Origin of the sequence: Polymorphobacter multimanifer (genome assembly GCF_014205635.1) — a bacterium.
GTDB lineage: Bacteria > Pseudomonadota > Alphaproteobacteria > Sphingomonadales > Sphingomonadaceae > Sandarakinorhabdus > Sandarakinorhabdus multimanifer.
Genome location: NZ_JACIIV010000002.1, coordinates 1 through 18303, shown reverse-complemented (window position 1 = coordinate 18303; position 18303 = coordinate 1). Strand labels below are relative to the sequence as shown.

General features: G+C 62.4%; 16 protein-coding genes. 3 read left to right on the top strand and 13 right to left on the bottom strand.

The annotated features are described in order from the left end of the window. Positions 1-2 precede the first annotated feature (2 nt). Entirely contained in the window at positions 3-761 is a 759-nt protein-coding gene (locus FHS79_RS01220; RefSeq protein ID WP_184194154.1) for a 16S rRNA (uracil(1498)-N(3))-methyltransferase, read from the top strand. Here the strand turns inward: FHS79_RS01220 and FHS79_RS01215 are convergent. From FHS79_RS01215 to FHS79_RS01170, 10 genes are all read right to left on the bottom strand, one after another. Beyond that, positions 758-964, bottom strand: coding sequence for a helix-turn-helix transcriptional regulator (locus tag FHS79_RS01215; RefSeq protein ID WP_184194151.1), 207 nt, complete (start codon positions 962-964; stop codon positions 758-760). The two genes, FHS79_RS01220 and FHS79_RS01215, sit on opposite strands and share 4 nt — an antisense overlap. Before the next feature lie 82 nt (positions 965-1046). Continuing rightward, a complete protein-coding gene (locus tag FHS79_RS01210) occupies positions 1047-1523 on the bottom strand; it encodes a hypothetical protein (RefSeq protein ID WP_184194148.1) in 477 nt (158 codons plus the stop codon). A gap of 2 nt (positions 1524-1525) precedes the next feature. Further along, a complete protein-coding gene (locus tag FHS79_RS01205) occupies positions 1526-2791 on the bottom strand; it encodes a tyrosine-type recombinase/integrase (RefSeq protein ID WP_184194145.1) in 1266 nt (421 codons plus the stop codon). Between the two features lie 243 nt (positions 2792-3034). After that, positions 3035-3715 (bottom strand): response regulator transcription factor, encoded by a 681-nt coding sequence (locus FHS79_RS01200; RefSeq protein ID WP_184194142.1) that lies wholly within the window; start codon positions 3713-3715, stop codon positions 3035-3037. Then, the gene (locus FHS79_RS01195; RefSeq protein WP_184194139.1) at positions 3712-6369 is read right to left on the bottom strand and encodes a sensor histidine kinase; all 2658 of its coding nucleotides are present in this window, start codon (positions 6367-6369) and stop codon (positions 3712-3714) included. The genes FHS79_RS01200 and FHS79_RS01195 overlap by 4 nt, the downstream gene beginning before the upstream one ends. Further along, positions 6366-6959 (bottom strand): potassium-transporting ATPase subunit KdpC, encoded by a 594-nt coding sequence (gene kdpC, locus FHS79_RS01190; RefSeq protein ID WP_184194136.1) that lies wholly within the window; start codon positions 6957-6959, stop codon positions 6366-6368. The genes FHS79_RS01195 and kdpC overlap by 4 nt, the downstream gene beginning before the upstream one ends. A gap of 11 nt (positions 6960-6970) precedes the next feature. Beyond that, positions 6971-7774, bottom strand: a complete 804-nt coding sequence (locus FHS79_RS01185) for a transporter (protein ID WP_207792174.1) — start codon at positions 7772-7774, stop codon at positions 6971-6973. Between the two features lie 14 nt (positions 7775-7788). After that, positions 7789-9801, bottom strand: coding sequence for a potassium-transporting ATPase subunit KdpB (gene kdpB, locus FHS79_RS01180; RefSeq protein WP_184194133.1), 2013 nt, complete (start codon positions 9799-9801; stop codon positions 7789-7791). Positions 9802-9812: 11 nt separating this feature from the next. After that, positions 9813-11504, bottom strand: coding sequence for a potassium-transporting ATPase subunit KdpA (kdpA, locus tag FHS79_RS01175; protein WP_184194131.1), 1692 nt, complete (start codon positions 11502-11504; stop codon positions 9813-9815). 13 nt (positions 11505-11517) lie between these two features. Further along, entirely contained in the window at positions 11518-11607 is a 90-nt protein-coding gene (locus tag FHS79_RS01170; protein ID WP_184194128.1) for a potassium-transporting ATPase subunit F, read from the bottom strand. Positions 11608-11841: 234 nt separating this feature from the next. Here FHS79_RS01170 and FHS79_RS01165 point away from each other — a divergent pair, with 234 nt between their 5' ends. Continuing rightward, a complete protein-coding gene (locus FHS79_RS01165) occupies positions 11842-12111 on the top strand; it encodes a hypothetical protein (RefSeq protein WP_184194125.1) in 270 nt (89 codons plus the stop codon). Positions 12112-12454: 343 nt separating this feature from the next. Then, positions 12455-14542 carry a DUF3363 domain-containing protein gene (locus FHS79_RS01160; RefSeq protein WP_184194122.1) on the top strand — a complete coding sequence of 696 codons (2088 nt, stop codon included), beginning with the start codon at positions 12455-12457 and terminating at the stop codon, positions 14540-14542. A gap of 116 nt (positions 14543-14658) precedes the next feature. On the opposite strand, the gene FHS79_RS01155 is transcribed toward FHS79_RS01160, so the two are convergent. From FHS79_RS01155 to FHS79_RS01145, 3 genes are read right to left on the bottom strand one after another with little or no spacing between them, the layout of a single operon-like run. After that, positions 14659-15468 carry a class I SAM-dependent methyltransferase gene (locus FHS79_RS01155; protein ID WP_243452565.1) on the bottom strand — a complete coding sequence of 270 codons (810 nt, stop codon included), beginning with the start codon at positions 15466-15468 and terminating at the stop codon, positions 14659-14661. Beyond that, positions 15455-15817 carry a MerC family mercury resistance protein gene (locus FHS79_RS01150; RefSeq protein WP_184194120.1) on the bottom strand — a complete coding sequence of 121 codons (363 nt, stop codon included), beginning with the start codon at positions 15815-15817 and terminating at the stop codon, positions 15455-15457. The genes FHS79_RS01155 and FHS79_RS01150 overlap by 14 nt, the downstream gene beginning before the upstream one ends. Positions 15818-15869: 52 nt before the next feature. Further along, positions 15870-17873 (bottom strand): TonB-dependent receptor, encoded by a 2004-nt coding sequence (locus FHS79_RS01145; protein ID WP_341534396.1) that lies wholly within the window; start codon positions 17871-17873, stop codon positions 15870-15872. Between the last annotated feature and the right edge of the window lie 430 nt (positions 17874-18303).

The following is an 18303-nucleotide window of genomic DNA, read 5'->3' as shown; positions in this document are numbered from 1 at the left end:
CCATGAGCGAAACGTCACCCCATCTGTCAACCACCCTCTCCACCACGCCGCGCCTGCATGTGGCCGGCCCGCTGGGCGTCGGCGTGGAGATCATCCTGCCACCGCCGGCGTCCCACTATCTGGCGCAGGTGATGCGGCGAGTACCGGGAGACAAGGTGCGGCTGTTCGATGGCGCCAATGGCGAATGGGCGGCGCGGGTGAAGAGTGTGGGCAAGAAGGTGGTCGTGGTGGCCGAAGCGCAATCGGCGCCGCAGGAGGTGGTGCCCGATCTCTGGCTGTGCGCGGCTCCACTCAAGCGCGGGCGGATCGACTGGGTGGCCGAAAAGGCGTGCGAGCTCGGTGTGGCGCGGCTGCTGCCGGTCATCACCCAGCGCACGATCGTCGACAAGCTCAACCTCGATCGGCTTCACGCGCATATGGTCGAGGCCGCCGAGCAATGCGGCCGCACGGCAGTGCCGGCCCTCGATTCGCCGATCAAGCTGGCGGCCTTGCTTCGGGACTGGCCAGCCGAGCGCCGGCTGATCTTTGCCGATGAAACCGGTGGCGCCCCCATGGCGGCGGCCCTGCAGACAGCAACCGCCCCCGCCGCCATCCTCATCGGCCCCGAAGGCGGCTTCACCGCCGATGAGCGGGACGCCATTCGGGCACTGCCGCAGACGCTGCCGATCAGCCTCGGGCCGCGCATCCTCCGCGCCGATACGGCAGCTGCTGTCACTGTGGGGGTGTGGCAGGCGCTCGCGGACGTTTGCGCGTCGCATTAAGAAGCCAGCCAGAGATTTCCCGGGCCGGTGCGCTGGTGGATGTCAGCGATGCGCCAGACAGTGATGCCCGGCCCGAGCTTGATGGGTTGGGGGTAGCGACCGGACTTGACCCCGGCCCACCACGACGATTTGCCGACGGGAATGAGGCGCAACACCTCGGGCAGACGGAGCAATGCGCCGCTATTGATGGGCAGTTCAAGCATGTTGATACCTGCAGATTGATTGCGAGGAGGTTCAACTGGACCACTCTGGACGGGCTGACAGGGTAGCCAATCCGATGAAATGCTACCCTGCGCTGCGTGGTGGCTTTCGGTTTGCCTCTTTGTAGATGCGGCGGACATTATCCACCGAGATGGCCCAATGCTCGGCCACGATCTCGCACGCTATCTCAAACGGCGTCCCGGGGCCTCGGTCAGCAGTAGAGATCATCTGCAGTCGCTGCATTTCGGTAATCACATGGAACGCGATTTCGAATTGTTTTTGGGCGCTTACGAGCGCTTGCCGCTGCCGAGCCATCTGCCCTCCAAACGCCTCATCCAGCGATATGATCGCCGACTCCGGATCCAGAAAAACACGAAAGCGAATGGCGAGCGCTTCAAGAATGTGCGGGGGCACGGGAAACGTCATCTCGCCGCTCGACGAGAAGCTCTCCAGATAACGCTCAATGATGCGGATTGGCTGCTGTTCGAACAGATCCGCATCGACGTCGGCTTGCAGGGCGGCAATCGTCGGTTTGCCCGGACTTCCCCCGTCATCGTCCATCGCTACCTCCGCGGTCCTTCCAGCAGCTCAGCAACCGGCTTGCTGCCCTCGAGCAGCAGTTGCGCCCACAGGATCGCAAGTTCCCTCCGCCGCGGTGCAAAGGCGGCGCGGTTGTAAGCGCCCTCGATTTTGTTCCGGGGTACATGGGCAAGCATCAGATCGATCACGGCCCGGTCATTCGCACGCTCCTCCCGTTCGGCTCGTTCGTTCATCAGCGTGGAGAATGTCGTTCGCCAGCCGTGCGGTACGTGGCGACCCTGGTAGCCCAGTCGGTTGTACAGATAACCGATCGCATTCTCGCTCATGGCGTTATGAAAACTGCGAGCGCTGGGAAACAGAAACTTGCTGCGCCCGGTAAGCTTTCTTACCGCTTCGATAGCTTCCACAGCGTCGGGTGACAGTGGCACCACGAATTCCTCCCGGATGTCGGCCTTCCGAGCTGCGGTAAGCTTCATCTTCCCAGCTGGAATGCGCCAGACAGGGGCAGCGCCATCAAGTTGCTCGAACTCTGTCCATTCCGCCCGACGGAGGACATTTGACCGTACCGCAGTCAGCGCCAGCAGGCGCGAGGCTATCTTGGTTACTGGCGATGCGGCGGCCGCCTCGGCTTTAGCGAGAAGCATTTTCGCGTCCTCCAAATCAACAAGGGCCGGTTGGCGCCCCTTGGCCGGCAAGGGCCTCATCGCGCTTCTCGCTATGGCGGCAGGATCTGACTGCCCAAAGCCACAGGCAATCGCGTAGACGAATACACCGGACATACGTTGGCGAAGGCGCCTTGCTGTTTCGATCGCCGGACGCTGTTCAACTGCCCTGAGCGTTTCCAGCACCATTCCCGGTGTAATCTTCGCGATCGGCAGACCGCCCAGCGCGGGAAAGACGTCACGCTCGAGGCTGCCAATGACATCGGCAGCGTGCGTTGAGCTCCACTTTGCCTTGTGCAACTCGTGCCAGGCGATAGCGACAGTCCTGAAGTCGTTTTCAGAATCTTGAGCGCCAGCAGCGGCAGCCAGCCGCTTTTCGAGGCCAGGGTCGCGGCCATCGCGCAGCAGGGCGCGCGCTGCATCACGCTTCTCGCGGGCCTCGCTCAGCCTGACCTCGGGATATGGACCAAAGGTCAGCGTCTTCTCGACGCCACAGAATCGATACTTCATTCGCCAGGATCGAAGCCTACTCGGGGCCACGTACAGGTAGAGGCCTTTGGCATCGGCAAGCTTGTACGGTTTGGCAGCAGGCTTTGCGGCTTTCACCTGGATGTCCGTCAGTGCCATGATACCCCCAGCGTTCTGATCCGTGCCCCAATATGCCCCCACTGGCCTCTGGATGCAGGGGTACTCGTATGGACAGGACCGAACGCATGTCGCCCCGTTTTGCATTACAAATCAAGACCTTTAGGGCCGCCTTGGATGTCTTTGGATTGATATGATGGCGGGCCACGACCGATGAAGATGAGCACTACGAATACGCTGTAGCACTATGATTGTCGCCCGGTGCAATATGGTCGGCTGCCATGCTTAGGTCACCGTAAGGCGATAACCAACTCCCGGCTCGTTTCTGAGGAGCACCGGCGATGCGGCATCTTCTTCCAGCTTGAGTCGCAGTCCTCGCATCGTGACACGCAAATATTCGACATCTTGGGTGTGGGCTTCACCCCATACCGCTCGAAGCAGGTGAGAGTGCGTCAAGACGCGATCGGGATGCCGAGCGAGTTCGGCGAGGACTGCATATTCCTTGCGCGTCAATTTCAGTTCCGCCCCGTCGCGCAACACACGCCGGGCGGCCAAGTCTATGGTTATGGAACCGAAAGCAAGGACACCGCTGCCGTCATCCATAGCCGATCGGTGTCTGAGTGCTGTCCGAACGCGAGCAAGCAGCTCGTCTGTGTCGAACGGCTTGACGACATAATCGTCCGCGCCAAGATCGAGCGCTGATACCTTTTCGACGGTCGCGTCGCGCGCGGTCAGAATGATGACCGCCCGGTGCATTGCCTTGATGAGTGGGACAAGTTCAATGCCGTCACGGTCGGGGAGGCCAAGATCGAGAAGGACGAGTTCACAGCCTTCGCGACGTGCCAACTTTAGAGCTTCCCCGGCGGTCGCTGCTTCGCTGACAGTGTAGCCGGCGCGTTCGACGGCACCCCGGACCAATCGGCAAATGGCCGGCTCATCGTCAACGATTAGTATCTGCCCAGTCATAGCTGCGTCTGTTCGGGCAACGAATGGCGAATGCTTGATTCAGGCCAGATGATTTCAAACACCGCCCCGCCCTCGTCACGGTTTCGCGCGCTCACGCCTAAGTTCATCGCATTGCAAAAACCCTTGACAATCGCGAGGCCCAGGCCGGTTCCACCGCTCATATCGTCACCATCCACGCGGGTGAAACGGTCAAACAACGTGGTTTCGCGGCCCTGCGGCAAGCCCGGTCCTTCATCGATCACCGCCATAGCTAGCCCGTCAGGGGTCCGTCTCGCGTTAACCCGGATCGCCGTCCCGGGAGCGGCAAACTTGGCAGCGTTCCCTAGCAAGTTGATGAGAACATGATGCAACATGCGCGGATCGGCGTCTACGAGCGGCAGCGTCGGCGGCACTTCCAACACCATTCGGTGACTGGCAAGTTCGGCACGCAGGTCCTGCGCGGCGGCGGCAACGGCATCAGTCAGGTCGGTCGCCTCGCGGCGGACGACCAACGCCCCGGCCTCAATCCGGGTCATTTCCACGAGATCGTCAAACACCCGCCGCAACCGGCGGGCTTCGCCCTTGAGTGTGGCGGTTATCGTCGATGCGCCATGTTGAGCTGCCAGTTCGTCCGCCGCCGCGACAACCGCTGTCAAAGGCGTCTTCAGGTCATGCCCGATAGACGACAGGAGCGTCACGCGCAGATCGTCGCGTTGTTTCAACGCACTCACTTCGCGCGCATTAGCTTCGAGTGTCAGGCGCTCATGGGCGAGCGCGGCCTGTCCCATGAGCGTCGTGAACAAAACGCGCTTGTCGGCTGGTACCGGATCGCCGCGTCCGTTAGGGGCGAGACCAAGAACACCTAATACGCCAAGTGCCGTTTCGAGCGGATGGAATTGCCAGTCGCTCGCGGTCAGCGTGCCGCTGTCGCGCCCAGTCACTTCGCCTCGGTCAAAGGCCCATTCGCCCGCTGCCATATCGATCGCGCCCAGCGATGGATTTTCGGGACTTGCGCCGATCACGACGAGCCGGTTGCCATCTCGTGCGAACAAAACGGTTGAGACGTCGAGAAGATGGGCCACTTCCTCGCAGACCGCCGTCGCAGTCCCCGCTTCATCGGAAACCGCCGCCAAGCGTTGTCCAAACGCCGCGAGGGCTGCATTTTCGGTCGCCGTACGCGCGCCGATGGTGGCTTCACGTTGCAGGCGGCCCGCAAGCTGACTTGCGACAATCGCCACGATCACTAGCACGAGCAACGTCACGACATTCTGCGGATCAGCGATCGTGAAGGTATAGAGCGGCGGCAGGAAGAAGAAGTTGTAGGCGAGGGCGGCAGCCACGCTGGCCACGAGCGAGGGCCGAAGACCGAACAATGTAGCCGTAGTGATGACCGGCAGCAGATAGAGCAGATCGATCGAGTTCAGTCCAAGCAGCGGCTGGACTCCGATTGCCGCTATCGTCGTCAACGTCACAAGCCCGAGGCCGATTAACATCCCGCGTGTCGCTGGCGCGCGGACAGTTGGCAGCTCCGCCTTGGACGAGGCCGCTTCAGCGACGGGAACGACGTGGACAGCCACACCGTCCAGTCCACGCACCAGCCGATCAACGACCGAGCCGTGGCGAAGTTCGAACCACCAGCTCCGGCGAGACTTGCCGATGACGACCGCCGTTGCGCGCGTCTCAAGGATATGCGCGCACAGCCCGTCGAACACCGACCGCGCGGGGACGGTAACGATGGTAGCGCCAAGTCCGGTCGCGAGCTTTAGCGCATCGGCCATGCGCTCGCGCGCGTCTGCGCTCAGGGTCGCGTTGCGCGGCGTCTCAACACTCACCGCCGTCCAGGTCGCGTGCAGCGCGTCGGCAAGTCGCTTGGCGGCGCGGATAAGCGCTTCGCCGCCCGGCTGATCGCCGATGGCGACAACCACGCGCTCGCCCGCCGCCCAGGTGCCTCGCTCGCCAATGCTTTCGACGTGATCGAGCAGGTGACGATCGACCGTCTGTGCGGCGCGCCGCAAAGCCAGTTCACGCAATGCCGACAGGTTCGACTTGGAAAAGAAATGCCCCAGCGCACGCGTCGCCTCGTGCGGGACATACACCTTGCCGGCCTTCAGCCGCTCGATAAGTTCGTCGGGTGGCAGATCGACGACTTCGATGTCGGCATCGTCGAGGACCGCATCGGGAACGGTCTCACGGACACGAACGCGCGTGAACCCGGCGACGACATCATTCAGGCTTTCGACGTGCTGGATGTTCAGCGTCGTCAGAACATCAATGCCCGCGTCGCGCAGTTCTTCAATGTCCTGCCAGCGTTTGGGATGACGGCTGCCGGGGGCGTTGGTGTGAGCGTATTCGTCAATCAGCGCGACGCGCGGCTTGCGAACGAGCATCGCATCAATATCGAACTCAGCAAGGGTGTGCGCACCATGCTCGATCGAGCTGCGTGGCAACACTTCAAAAGGAGCAACCAGACTTTCCGTTTCGGCGCGACCGTGCGTTTCCACCACACCAGCGACGACATCAAGGCCACTTCGCAGCAGCTCGGCACCTTCACGCAGCATCTCGAACGTCTTGCCCACACCTGGGGCCGCACCCAGGAAAATCTTGAGCCGCCCGCGCGCCTCACGCCGCGCTGCCTTCAGCAGCGCTTCGGGAGAAGGACGGGCGGCATCGTTCATGGTGTAGCGTTAGGCGCAATCCGGTCGAGCTGTCGATTAAGGAGCAGCACGTTCACCCGCCGTTCTCCAATGATGCCGAACAGGGGATAGGCGATGCTGCGTTCGACGAGCGCGCGCACCTGCTCATCCGGCAACCCCCGTGCGGTGGCGACCCGCGCGGTCTGCGAAAAAGCCGCCTCGGGGCTGAGATCGGGATCCAGCCCCGAGGCGCTAGTGGTGACCAGGTCAGGCGGAACAGAAACCCCGGTCATTCCTTTCGCGCGCGCGTCGGCCATTCGGGTGGCGATAGCATCGCGCAAATCTTTCGAGCCGGGGGCAAGGTTGGTCGCGGCGGAGGCCGCAGCGTCATAGCCCTTGCCCGCAGCCGAGGGGCGCGGCTGAAAGTAGCGCGGACTGGCGAAATTTTGCGCGATCAACTCCGAACCGATAACGCGATCACCATCCCGGATGAGGCTGCCATTTGCCTGTCGTGGCATGGAAATTTGAGACAGACCGGTCAGGGCCGCTGGATAAGCGAGCCCCAGCACCAGCGAAAACAGGATCAGGAGTACCGCCGCTGGGCGGAGCGAGGCAGTGAGTTCGGAACGCATAGTTGCTACTCCTAGAAGCGGGTCGAAATGCCGAAGTAGATTTGCGCGTCAGGCGTGGCGCGGTTCAGGCCAAAGTTTCCGCCGACATCAAACTGGAGCGTCGGACTCGCAAGATAGGCGAGCGCAACGTCGGCAGAATATTGGCGAACCGTTCCGGCGGGATCATAATTCTGAGCGGTCCAGAGTTCCGCGTAGGCGGTGACCTTGGACGACAAGGGCTTTGCCAGATTCACGACGCCGATCAGCTGGACGTGTTTGCCCGAGCCGTCGCCATCGGCAAGCACGTCCATCTCGGGCGCAAAGGTTAAGGTAAAGCTCTGCGGTAGCGAAAACTGAACCGGAACGACGACGCCGCCTTCCCATTCGCGGTTGCCGATACCGCGCTTGGCGAGAGGTGCCTTGATGTAAGGCACGACCCCGACCTGGACCTTCGCAGCCGGATTGGTCAGCCGCTGCTTCAAGCGAACGAAGAGGTCGCCTACGCCGCGAACATGGCTGACTACACCGCCCGCCCGCGTGCGAACATCGACATATGGCGCGATGTTGGCCTGGATATCCGTATTCGGGCCAAGCCCCAGCTTGAGGGTCGGATTAGCGTATAGGACCGTGTCGGTTCGCGTTCCCGCATCATCCAGCCTGGTCCAATTGGGCAGGTCGGCTTCGAGTTGGAACGTGCCAGCGGGCACGGTGCAGACTGACGTGGCCTTTGTCGGCCGGTCGGTGCAGATCGGGCCTGGTTCGCTGGTCGGCTGTCCCAGCGCAACCGTGGGAACGACCGCAAGGGCGATGGCGAACATTTGAAAACGGATGATCATTATGGTGTTTCTTACTAGGCAAGATGGAGGCTAGTGACGGCGAGGTCGATCAGCTTGATGCCGAGAAACGGCGCGGCGAGACCGCCGACGCCGTAGACGGCTAAGTTACGTGCAAGCAGCGTGCCCGCTGGTGCAGGCCGGTACTTCACGCCTTTCAAAGCGAGCGGCACCAGCGCCGGGATAATCAGCGCGTTGAAGATGATCGCCGACAGAATGGCGCTTTCGGGACTACCGAGCGCCATGACGTTGAGAACGCCGAGCCCCGGATAAAGCACGACGAAGATCGCTGGTAGGATCGCGAAATACTTCGCCACATCGTTCGAGATCGAAAATGTCGTCAACGCGCCGCGGGTCATCAGCAGCTGTTTGCCGAGGCCGACAATCTCGATCAGCTTGGTCGGATCGCTGTCGAGGTCCACCATGTTGCCAGCTTCACGCGCGGCCTGCGTGCCAGTATTCATCGCAACGCCGACATCAGATTGTGCGAGCGCGGGCGCATCGTTGGTGCCGTCGCCACACATCGCGACCAGCTTGCCGCCCTCCTGCTCTTTGCGGATCAGGGCGAGCTTGTCCTCAGGCGTCGCTTCGGCGAGAAAGTCGTCGACCCCGCTCTCTGCGGCGATGCTGGCGGCGGTGAGCGGATTGTCGCCAGTGATCATCACGGTGCGGATGCCCATGCGGCGGAGTTCACCAAAGCGTTCGCGGATGCCCGCCTTGACGATGTCCTTGAGCTGGACGACGCCGAGCAGGCGCTGTCCGTCGGCTACCGCGAGCGGCGTAGCGCCTTGGCGAGCAACATCGTCTGCAATGGTGCGCAGGGCATCGGCATTGGCTACCGGACCCAGCCGCTTGAGCACGGCATCGACCGCGCCCTTGACCAGTTCCCGCTCGCCGATTTTAAGCCCTGAGACCCGCGTCTGCGAGGTGAAGGCGATCGGTTCGCCACCGGCTGGCATGGCCTCGCCAGCGCCCGCGAGCACAACGATCGAGCGACCTTCTGGCGTCTCGTCGGCGAGGCTCGATAAGCGCGCGGCGGCGGTGAGTTCCGAGACGCTGACCCCTGCTACGGGCAGGAAAGCCGTTGCCTGCCGGTCGCCAATCGTGATCGTACCCGTCTTGTCGAGCAACAGCGTATCGATATCGCCGGCTGCCTCGACGGCGCGGCCAGATTTGGCAAGTACATTGAACCGCACCAGCCGGTCCATTCCGGCGATACCGATCGCCGACAACAAAGCGGAAATCGTGGTCGGGATGAGCGTCACGAACAGTGCAACGAGTACCGGCACCGCGAGCGAGCCACCTGCATAGGAGGCGAACGCGGGGAGCGTGCCGACCGCGATCAGGAAAATGAGCGTTAGCCCGGCGAGCAGGATCGTCAGCGCGACTTCATTGGGCGTTTTCTGCCGTGACGCGCCCTCGACGAGCGCAATCATCCGATCGAGGAAGCCCTGTCCGGCCGCTGCCGTGACGCGAACGCGGATGCTGTCCGAGATGACCCGCGTCCCCGCCGTCACCGCCGAACGGTCGCCGCCAGCTTCGCGGATCACCGGCGCGCTTTCGCCAGTAATCGCGGCTTCATTGACCGAAGCCACACCAGCAATGACTTCGCCATCGGCGGGAATGAGGTCGCCGGTCTCGACGAGCACCTCATCACCGACGCCGAGCAAGCTCGCGCCGACCATCTCCCACACATCGCCGACCCCCGCCAGGCGCTTGGCCTGAAGATCGGCCTTGGTTGCGCGCAGCGAGGCCGCCTGAGCCTTTCCGCGCCCCTCGGCGAGCGCTTCGGCGAAATTGCCGAAGAGCACTGTGAGCCATAGCCAGAACACAAGTTGCGCCTCGAACACAGCGTTGCCCGTTCCTGTCGCTACTCCCTTGATCAGCAGCACCGTCGAAAGCGCCGCGACGATTGCGGTAACGAACATCACCGGGTTGCGGATGAGGACGCGGGGGTCGAGCTTAATAAAGGCGTCGCGGGCAGCAGCGGCCATCAGCGGGCCGGTGAAAAGCGAGGTTTGTTCGGACATTGCAGCGTCTCTCAAAGAAGGGTGCCGGCGGCGACTTGCGCCTGGTCGGCAATCGGGCCGAGCGCGAGGCTGGGCAGGAACGTCAGTCCGCCCACGATCAGGATGATCGCGACGAGCAGTCCGACCCAAAGCAGACCGGTTGTCGGGAACGAACCCGCGCCGGGCGGGATGTGGCGCTTGGCCGCCAGACCTCCAGCAATCGCGAGGACGGGTAGGATGACCCCGAAACGGCCCACGAACATGCCCAGCGCGAGCAGCAGATTGTAGAACGCCGTATTGCCTGTCAGGCCGCCGAATGCCGATCCGTTATTCCCAACGGCGCTCGAGAACGCGTAGAGGATTTCGCTGAAGCCGTGCGGCCCCTTGGCGAGCGGACCCGCCAGTCCGGCAGAGGTGACGCTGGCAATTGCAGTCAGTCCAAGGATCATCAATGGCAGGATGGCGATGGCGATCACCGCCAGCTTCATCTCGCGCGCCTCGATCTTCTTGCCGATATATTCAGGGGTTCGCCCGACCATCAAGCCAGCGATGAACACCGCGAGGATGGCGTAAATCAGCATTCCGTAGAAGCCCGTGCCGACGCCGCCGACCACGATCTCACCGAGCTGTATGTTGAACATCGTCACCAGCCCGCCGAGCGGCATGAAGCTGTCGTGCATGCCGATGACCGCGCCGCAGGACGCAGCGGTTGTGACGACCGCGAACAGCACGGTCGCGGCGATCCCGAACCGAACCTCCTTGCCTTCCATGTTGCCGCCAGCAAGCCCGAGCGCTTGGTGAATCGGATTGCCTGCGGCCTCTGCCCAATAGGCGACAGTGACGCCAATCAGGAACAGCACGACCATCGCCGCGAGCAGCGCCCAGCCCTGGCGAACGTTGCCGACCGCCTTGCCAAACGTGAGTGTCAGCCCCGCGCCGAGCACGAATATCGTCAGCATTTGGATCATATTGACGAGCGCCGACGGATTTTCGAATGGGTGCGCGGAATTGACGTTGAAGAAGCCGCCCCCGTTGGTGCCGAGCATCTTGATCGCTAGCTGCGACGCGACCGGTCCGAGCGCGATAAGCTGTTGAGCGCCCTCGACCGTCGTCGCGGTGACCGACGCCGCGAATGTCTGTGGCACGCCGAGCGCGACATAGACCAGCGCGAGCACAATGCAGGCGGGCAGCAGGAGATAGATCGTGACGCGCGTCACATCGACCCAGAAGTTGCCGATGCCCGTTGCCTGCCGACGCGCGAAACCCCGAATGAACGCGAATGCCACCGCGATCCCGGTCGCAGCGGAAAGGAAGTTCTGAACCGTCAAGCCAAGCATCTGGGATAGGTGCGAGAGCGTCGTTTCCCCGCCGTAGTTCTGCCAGTTTGTGTTCGTGACGAAGCTGACGGCAGTGTTGAATGCGAGCAGCGTTTCGACACCGCCGAAGCCTTGCGGGTTCAGCGGCAGCAAACCCTGCAGCTTCAAAATTGCGAACAGAAAAACGATCCCCGCGACGTTGAAGACCATCAGCGAAACAGCATAGCCGACCCAGCTTTGCTCCGCCTTTGGGTCAACACCCGCGACGCGATAAAACCCCCGCTCGATGCTCCCGAGCGGCAAAGTCTCGCGTGCATAAAGGGCGTGCAGCCATGCTCCGGCGGGCTTGGCCAGCGCCACGAAGAGAACGGTAAAAAGGACGATCATGCCCCATCCGGCGAGTGTCATGCCTGGCACTCCCTCAATACCGCTCAGGGCGCGCGAGCACGGCGAGCAGATAGACAAGCACAATCGCGGCAACGATTGCGCCGAGCAGTAGGTCGAAGGGCATGGGGTCGCCTTTGTTAGATCGAACCCAGCGTTTGCCTTAGAACTGCATTAAGCGGCGCGGTGGAATGCGGCGGCGACGCATTAAGCGAGCATAAGTTTTGTGACTGCTCGTGCATGGCGAGCCGTAAGGCGACCTGCCAGCCGTTCCCGACATAAGCTTGGTAGACACCCGAGTTCGGTCCCGGCAGCAACGATCAAGCACATGCCTTGTTCACGGCGGGGTGTGTCGCCGAAGGTGGTCGCGCGTGCCTTTCATCGTCACGCCCTGATGACTTTTGTAAAATCGGGCGCGTGTGTAAAGCTGGTTCCCGGATCATTCAGCGGCATTACGATGGACGAGCCGACGTCCAAACCGTTGCAGATCGACAACGCTGAATTAAGTGTCGCGGCGGCATTCCCGGAAGGCGACTATGCCGGCTTGGCTGCACAGTTACTGCGCTGCGCTCGCGCAATCGTTTTGTCACAATCCGGCGAATCAACGGCTCGAGCTGGCGCATTATCGTAGTTTAGCGTAGTAGTAAGATCGGCGGAATCAATGGTCGTGAATGGCAGAGTGAGGGGAAGGAAGATGACGGCAAGATAAAGCGAGATTCCTCGCTGCCGGAACTTCGTTCCTAAGTGTTTGTCTGCACATTGTTTTTTGGCGTCGCGCGGCACTGTTAACGCGGTGCATGGGTGGCACTCAAGCCATTTTCTCGTTTGTTATCAATGCTTCGACATGCACAATCGACGATGTGCGCGAAATCCAGTCCCGCCGTTTCCCGCCGTTTGCAAGTCTTTCTACGCCACGGCCCTACGCCTCGATTTGCTGTCTTGCGCGGGTAAATCCAGCCCTCAATCGTCACGTCATGGCGAACGATGACGACCGATTCCGTATCCGTCCCGGCAAGGTCCGCGACCGGGGGGCAAGCCGGTTGCCAAGGGTGGTGCGGCAGCGTCCCAAGACCTTCATCGGCGAGGTGCATCAGGCCATCCGCCGGGCGGGCGGCAATCCGAACAGGTTGGCCGGAACGGGGAAGGGAAGCGGGCGGTTCAACGCGCGCGGACGGGGCGCTCAGGTCGCAGCGGGTTTGAAAGGCCAGAACGGGTGGAGTCGGGACGGGCGTGGCGTCCGCACCCGCTCGCGCCGGGTGGCGGTGAAGGCCCGTGTGGTGAAGCTCAATCCGCAGCGCGGTGCCACGCGCGGACGGCAGTTCGTCAGCCGCAAGGCGGTGGACGCGCATTTGCGTTACCTGGAGCGCGATGGCGTGACTCGCGACGGTGAGAAGGGCCAGGTCTATTCCGCCGACAAGGATATTGCCGATGGTCCGGCGTTCCTTGATCGGGGCCGCGAGGACCGCCATCAGTTCCGCTTCATTGTGTCGGCAGAGGAAGGCGTCGAGCTGTCCGACCTTCGCCAGACCACGCGCGACCTGATGACGCAGATGGAGGCGGACCTTGGCACCAAACTCGACTGGATCGCGGTCGATCACCACAACACCGGCCACCCGCACACCCATATCCTGATGCGTGGCGTCACCGACGACGGCAAGATGCTCAACATCGCAGGCGATTACATCGCCCACGGCATCCGCGAGCGGGCGAGCGAGATCGTCACCCTGGAGCTGGGCCGTCAGACCGAGCAGGAGGTCAGCCAGCAGCTTGAGCGCGAGGTCGATGCCGAACGCTTTACGCGGCTCGACCGGATGCTGATCGCTTCGCAGGAGCGCAACGAGTTCTCCGATCTGCGACCCGACAAGGAGATGGTTGAGACCGCCCGGCAAAACCGGGCGCTGCTGATCGACCGTGCGCGCAAGCTGGAGCGCATGGGACTGGCGACCGAACACACGCCGGGAGTCTGGACGATATCGGCCCGCGCCGAGCCGATCCTCCGCGAGCTGGGCACGCGCGGCGACATCATCAAGACGATGCATCAGGCGCTCGAACGCGAAGGCGTCGCGCAATATCGAGCGGCCTCCAGCTACAACGTCCATCACGCCATCCCGACCGAACGCATTGTCGGTCGCGTTGTCGCCAAGGGGTTAGGCGGCGACGAGTTGGGCGACCGGATCGGGCTGACCATCGACGGCGTGGACGGGCGCGTTCATCACCTTGAGGTTCCAGCGAACAGTGCCGAAGACATCGGGCGCGGCAGCATAGTGGCCGTTGAACCGCCGCCGAGCACGCCGCGCGCAGCCGATCGCAACATCCTGGCAGCGACCGATGCGAACGGTATCTACAGTCCGGCGGCGCATCGTGAAAAGGCGCTGGCACGGCTCGGAGCCGATGATGCGGACGCGTATGTCCGCAGCCATGTGCGCCGCCTGGAGGCGCTGCGGCGAGCGGGGATCGTTGAGCGCATTCATTCCGAACACTGGACCATCCCCGCCGACCTGCCCGAACGCGGCCTCGCCTATGATCGCCAGCGGTTCGGTAACGGCCCGCGCATCGCAGAACTCTCCCACCTTCCGCTCGACCGGCAGGTGCGCCATGAAGGCGCGACCTGGCTTGATCGAGCCATGCTCGGCAGCGGACGCGAGACCATGCCTCACTCCGGCTTCGGCGGCGACGTGCGGAAGGCCTGGGAGGCTCGCAAGCAGACGCTCGCCGACATGGGCTATGCCCGGGACCTTGGCGGTGGACAGTTCCGCGCGCCCAACGACCTGATCGCGCAACTGGAAAGCGCCGAGGTCAATCGCTCGGGGAAGAAGTTCGCGGCGGAACGCGGACTCGACTGGCAGCCGACCGGAACTGGCGACCGTGTATCGGGCAAGCTCGTCGGGCAGGCCCAACTCAGCAGCGGGCGGTTTGCCATGATCGATAACGGCCTGGGGTTCCAACTCGTCCCGTGGAACGACACGCTCGCCAAACGCCTCGGCCAGCAGGTTGACGGCATCCCGATGCCCGGCGGCGGCATCGACTGGACGCTCGGGCGAAGCCGGGGATTGGGGTTATGATCGCAGTCCCAGCCAGTTGTCCACTAGGGGTAAAGAGTTCCTAGGCAGTTGACAGGCATGCAATACGAAAGCCGTAATCTAGTTCGGGTGACAACCTTTTTTTTGACCCTTACGGTTCAGCGAAGCGCAATGGCAATAAGCGCGGTCGAGGGGATTGGCAGGTTTGATTGATCGCCAGCCATTCGCCGCACCTCGTCGATCACTGCCGCTTTGTCCGCATCTTTCAGGCTAGCCCAATCAGGCGACATGCCGAACAGCGTGTCAGGCTCGGCGAGCGCCGCAACATCGAGGTTGAAGTCGAATGTCACTTCCTCGATTTGCGGGGCGCGGAACCCAGCCGCGACCAGCTCGCGCGCGAAATCCCCCGGGTCGCTAAGCGCCTTGACCCCCTCGGGCATCGTCAGTCCGACGCGCTCGGGAAACAGTTTACGACGAATTTGACCCAAAAGCAGGAATGTCGCGGCACCATGATCCTGCCACGTGGCGACCACGCCACACCCCCCAAGGCGCGTAACCCTCGCCATTTCCGCGAGACCCTTGCGCCAGTCGGGAAACATGATGACGCCGAAGATCGAGAAAACCGCATCAAAGCTGGCGTCCGGCAGATCGAGCGCCTGTCCATCCATCACCCGCGCCTCGACGTTGGGCATCGCCGCTGCGGCGATGCGGGCGACCATGCCGGCTGAGAAGTCAGTCGCGAGCACCTGCGCGCCTAATCGCCCCGCTGCCAGCGCCAGCGCCCCGGTTCCGGCCGCCACGTCGAGCACGCGGCTGTCGGCGGTCAGAGCTACACGCCCGAGTGCAAATTCGGCATATCGCGCGGTGAACGGATGCGCTGTTTTCTCGTAATGCAGGGCGGCCATATCCCAATGGTCGGGGTTCTCGAACTCTCGCATTTCGATGCTCCGTAATTCACGCTTTGCCATGCCTGCGTCGCCAATTCAGGACATGCGCAATCGACAAGATCACCGCACCCACCACTGTAATGGGAACTTCGTAGCGCGTTTCTCCGGCTATCGTCGTTCCGATCACCAGCAGACTGAGCCCGACGACGCCGAAAACAATAGTCGAGTTGAGATGTCTTCGCCTGCCCTTGAGCAGCGCATAAGCAGATGTCGGCACCGCCACCGCGACCATCCACAGGTGGAAAGATTCCGGAAGATAAAGGACGTGAGAGAGGATCGGCAGCGCCGCGAACAGCAGCGGCAGCGCCAGGCAGTGGATCAGGCACGCGGCAGAGGTCACCAACGCAAGACGATCGGCAGCGTCGATCACGCTAAATCGCCGTACAGTCATCATCGCCGCAACCGGAGGGCTGCCTTCACCATCAGAAATCGACCGTCAGATAGGCTGAGGCGACGCGCCCGGCGATGATGTCATAGGCACCAGCGCCACGTAGATCGAACCCGTAGACGTTGCCGACATTGTTCACCTGAGCGCGGATTGTCGCATCTTTTCCGCTCAGCTTGAACCGGTAGCGCGCGCCCAGGTCGACCAATGTGCGCGACGGAATGGAAACAAGGTTGTTGCGCGTCGCGATGATCGAGCCGGTATGCGACACTCCGATATCGACCGAAAGTCCGTCGAGAATGGGCGGCCGCCAATCGGCATTGAAGTCAAAGGAACGAGCCGCCAACCCGACAGGCCGCTCCCCGACGCGGCCAAGCCCCACACCCTCGCCCGTCACGCGGGGCCGCAGCAGCACGCCGCCCGCCACCACGTTTAGCCGAGGCGTGATCGCACCAGCGACCGACATCTCGACGCCGCGGCTAACGATATTGCCCAGCAAATAGAAACGATTATCGGCATCGAGGTTGTAATAAGGCTTTCGCAGATCAAACACGCCCGCGATCAGCTTCACTTTATTGGTCAGGCTATAGCGAAAGCCAGCATCGACTTGACTGGTCAGGATGGCGGGCAGCGGCTGATTGCGGTTGGCGGCGTTGTCGGGGGCGACCCCACTTTCTTCCAACCCTCGTGCATAGTCGGCATAGACGGTTAGACGCGGCCCGAGAAAGCCAGCGGCGGTGACGTTGTAGAGCCATGGCCGCGAGCGCGTTTCGAGCGCCGCAGCACCGGGCAGCTCGAATCGCTTGGTATAGTTGGTCTTCGACACGCCGAAGCTCAGTTCGCCCACCCCGCGCCAGCGGCCTTCATACGCAACTCCTCCTGTCCATTGCCGCACGCGGTCGCGCGTCTGATCGGTGAAGTCGAAATCCGGCTCAGCGGGCTCGAACCGCTCGCCTAGCCGGGTCGCTCCGTAGTCGATGAATGCCGAGCCGGAATAGCGTTGCCGCCGATCGCGGCCCCGGGCACTCAGGTGGATGACATGAAGGCGCGGACCTTCAGTGACGCTCCGTGTTACGCGCAACTCACCACTTACCGAAACGAACCGACTTCGCGGATCGGCTATGATGAGCCGGTTCGCGGCGCCTTCCGGCGTCACGTCTGTGAGTAGATTCGCAAACGTCGATCGGTCGTCATAAAGTGAGCGAAACAGGCCGGCGCGCACCAGCCAATTCGATGCGGGCGCGATCGAGAGGAGCAAGCCTTGTAGCCCGGCGACACTGTCATAATCTGACCATCGCGGACCATCGAAGCGGCGACGCTGCACCTTGGGCGGTAAGTATGGGCCTGCTGGTATGTAGGTCGGCCCAGCTTCGTCGTCATAGACTTGGCTTCGCGCCCAGAATGGCAGGATTTCGATCGCGTCGGTTGGTCGCCAGCGTAGCGATATCCCTTGGTTATGCGACCAGCTCGTCGTGCCGTTGTAGAAGTCGCTGCGCGATCCTTGTGCGCCCAGCCCCAGGCTTAGCCCCGGCGCGATCGGTACAACCGCATCGGCTTCCAGCCCGACGTTTCCGTAGCTATCGGCACTAACCAATGTCGACAGCGATGCCTCGTCGCCGGGTTTGCGGAATGCGTAATCGACGATGCCAGTGGGCGATGGGAAGGGATAGCCTTGCGCCGACAGGCCGACTCGGATCGAGGTCGATTGCCGCAAGCGCAGGATGAGCGTCAGGAATGGATCGAAATACAGCCCCTCGATCCGCACGTTCCCGGCAGCGAATGGCGAAAAGCCGCGTACGTTGCCCGCCGAATACAGCCCCAGGCTTTCACGGCCGACACTAAAACCGAACGCATCTTCGGCTTGGGTGACGGCATTTTCGCCCGTTCGGCCCGACTCCCGCCCGGCAGGCGGTGCCGGGGGAACGGACGGGCTTGGCAAGGCGCTCGCCGGAGATGTCTGCGCCATCGCCGGTCCGACCCCCATCAGCAGTGCAGCGGCGATTGCAGTCGCTTTGATTTCCAGATTGTAGAGCACTTTCACCGGCCAGCTCTTTTTCGCACTGCCTTAGAATCGCGCCGTGATACCGGCGCTCAGGTAGCGGCCGACAACATCGTAACCTCCTTGATTTTGATCGGCTGATCCCGTCACACTTGGAGGGGGCTTTCGGTCAAACAGGTTGTCGACTGACAGGCGAAACGTGAACCGGTCGGCGACAGAGAACCTGAGCGCGACCGCATGATAGAATGCCGATCCCGTCGTAAGAGGGCTTACGACATCGGGATTGAGCGGCGGATTGCCTCCTACGGAATAGACCTCTTCGGCAAGCACGCCGTTCTGCAATTGATTGCCGACGTAGCGTAAACGGTAGTCGATGCTGAACTGCCCCGGGTTTACCGGAGGGTGGGCGGTTCAAATGTCAGGCGGCGATATCGAGTTTCTTGAGGTTTGCATAGAAGGCCAGTTCGGCCTC

What these genes read in the sequence shown, in the direction of transcription:
- kdpA (WP_184194131.1), bottom strand. Translation starts at nt 11,504, where the DNA reads ATGACACTCGCCGGATGGGGCATGATCGTCCTTTTTACCGTTCTCTTC.
- FHS79_RS01160 (WP_184194122.1), top strand. Translation starts at nt 12,455, where the DNA reads ATGGCGAACGATGACGACCGATTCCGTATCCGTCCCGGCAAGGTCCGC.
- FHS79_RS01210 (WP_184194148.1), bottom strand. Translation starts at nt 1,523, where the DNA reads ATGGACGATGACGGGGGAAGTCCGGGCAAACCGACGATTGCCGCCCTG.
- kdpC (WP_184194136.1), bottom strand. Translation starts at nt 6,959, where the DNA reads ATGCGTTCCGAACTCACTGCCTCGCTCCGCCCAGCGGCGGTACTCCTG.
- FHS79_RS01220 (WP_184194154.1), top strand. Translation starts at nt 3, where the DNA reads ATGAGCGAAACGTCACCCCATCTGTCAACCACCCTCTCCACCACGCCG.
- FHS79_RS01215 (WP_184194151.1), bottom strand. Translation starts at nt 964, where the DNA reads ATGCTTGAACTGCCCATCAATAGCGGCGCATTGCTCCGTCTGCCCGAG.
- FHS79_RS01185 (WP_207792174.1), bottom strand. Translation starts at nt 7,774, where the DNA reads ATGATCATCCGTTTTCAAATGTTCGCCATCGCCCTTGCGGTCGTTCCC.
- FHS79_RS01170 (WP_184194128.1), bottom strand. Translation starts at nt 11,607, where the DNA reads ATGCCCTTCGACCTACTGCTCGGCGCAATCGTTGCCGCGATTGTGCTT.
- FHS79_RS01195 (WP_184194139.1), bottom strand. Translation starts at nt 6,369, where the DNA reads ATGAACGATGCCGCCCGTCCTTCTCCCGAAGCGCTGCTGAAGGCAGCG.
- FHS79_RS01205 (WP_184194145.1), bottom strand. Translation starts at nt 2,791, where the DNA reads ATGGCACTGACGGACATCCAGGTGAAAGCCGCAAAGCCTGCTGCCAAA.
- FHS79_RS01155 (WP_243452565.1), bottom strand. Translation starts at nt 15,468, where the DNA reads ATGGCAAAGCGTGAATTACGGAGCATCGAAATGCGAGAGTTCGAGAAC.
- FHS79_RS01200 (WP_184194142.1), bottom strand. Translation starts at nt 3,715, where the DNA reads ATGACTGGGCAGATACTAATCGTTGACGATGAGCCGGCCATTTGCCGA.
- kdpB (WP_184194133.1), bottom strand. Translation starts at nt 9,801, where the DNA reads ATGTCCGAACAAACCTCGCTTTTCACCGGCCCGCTGATGGCCGCTGCT.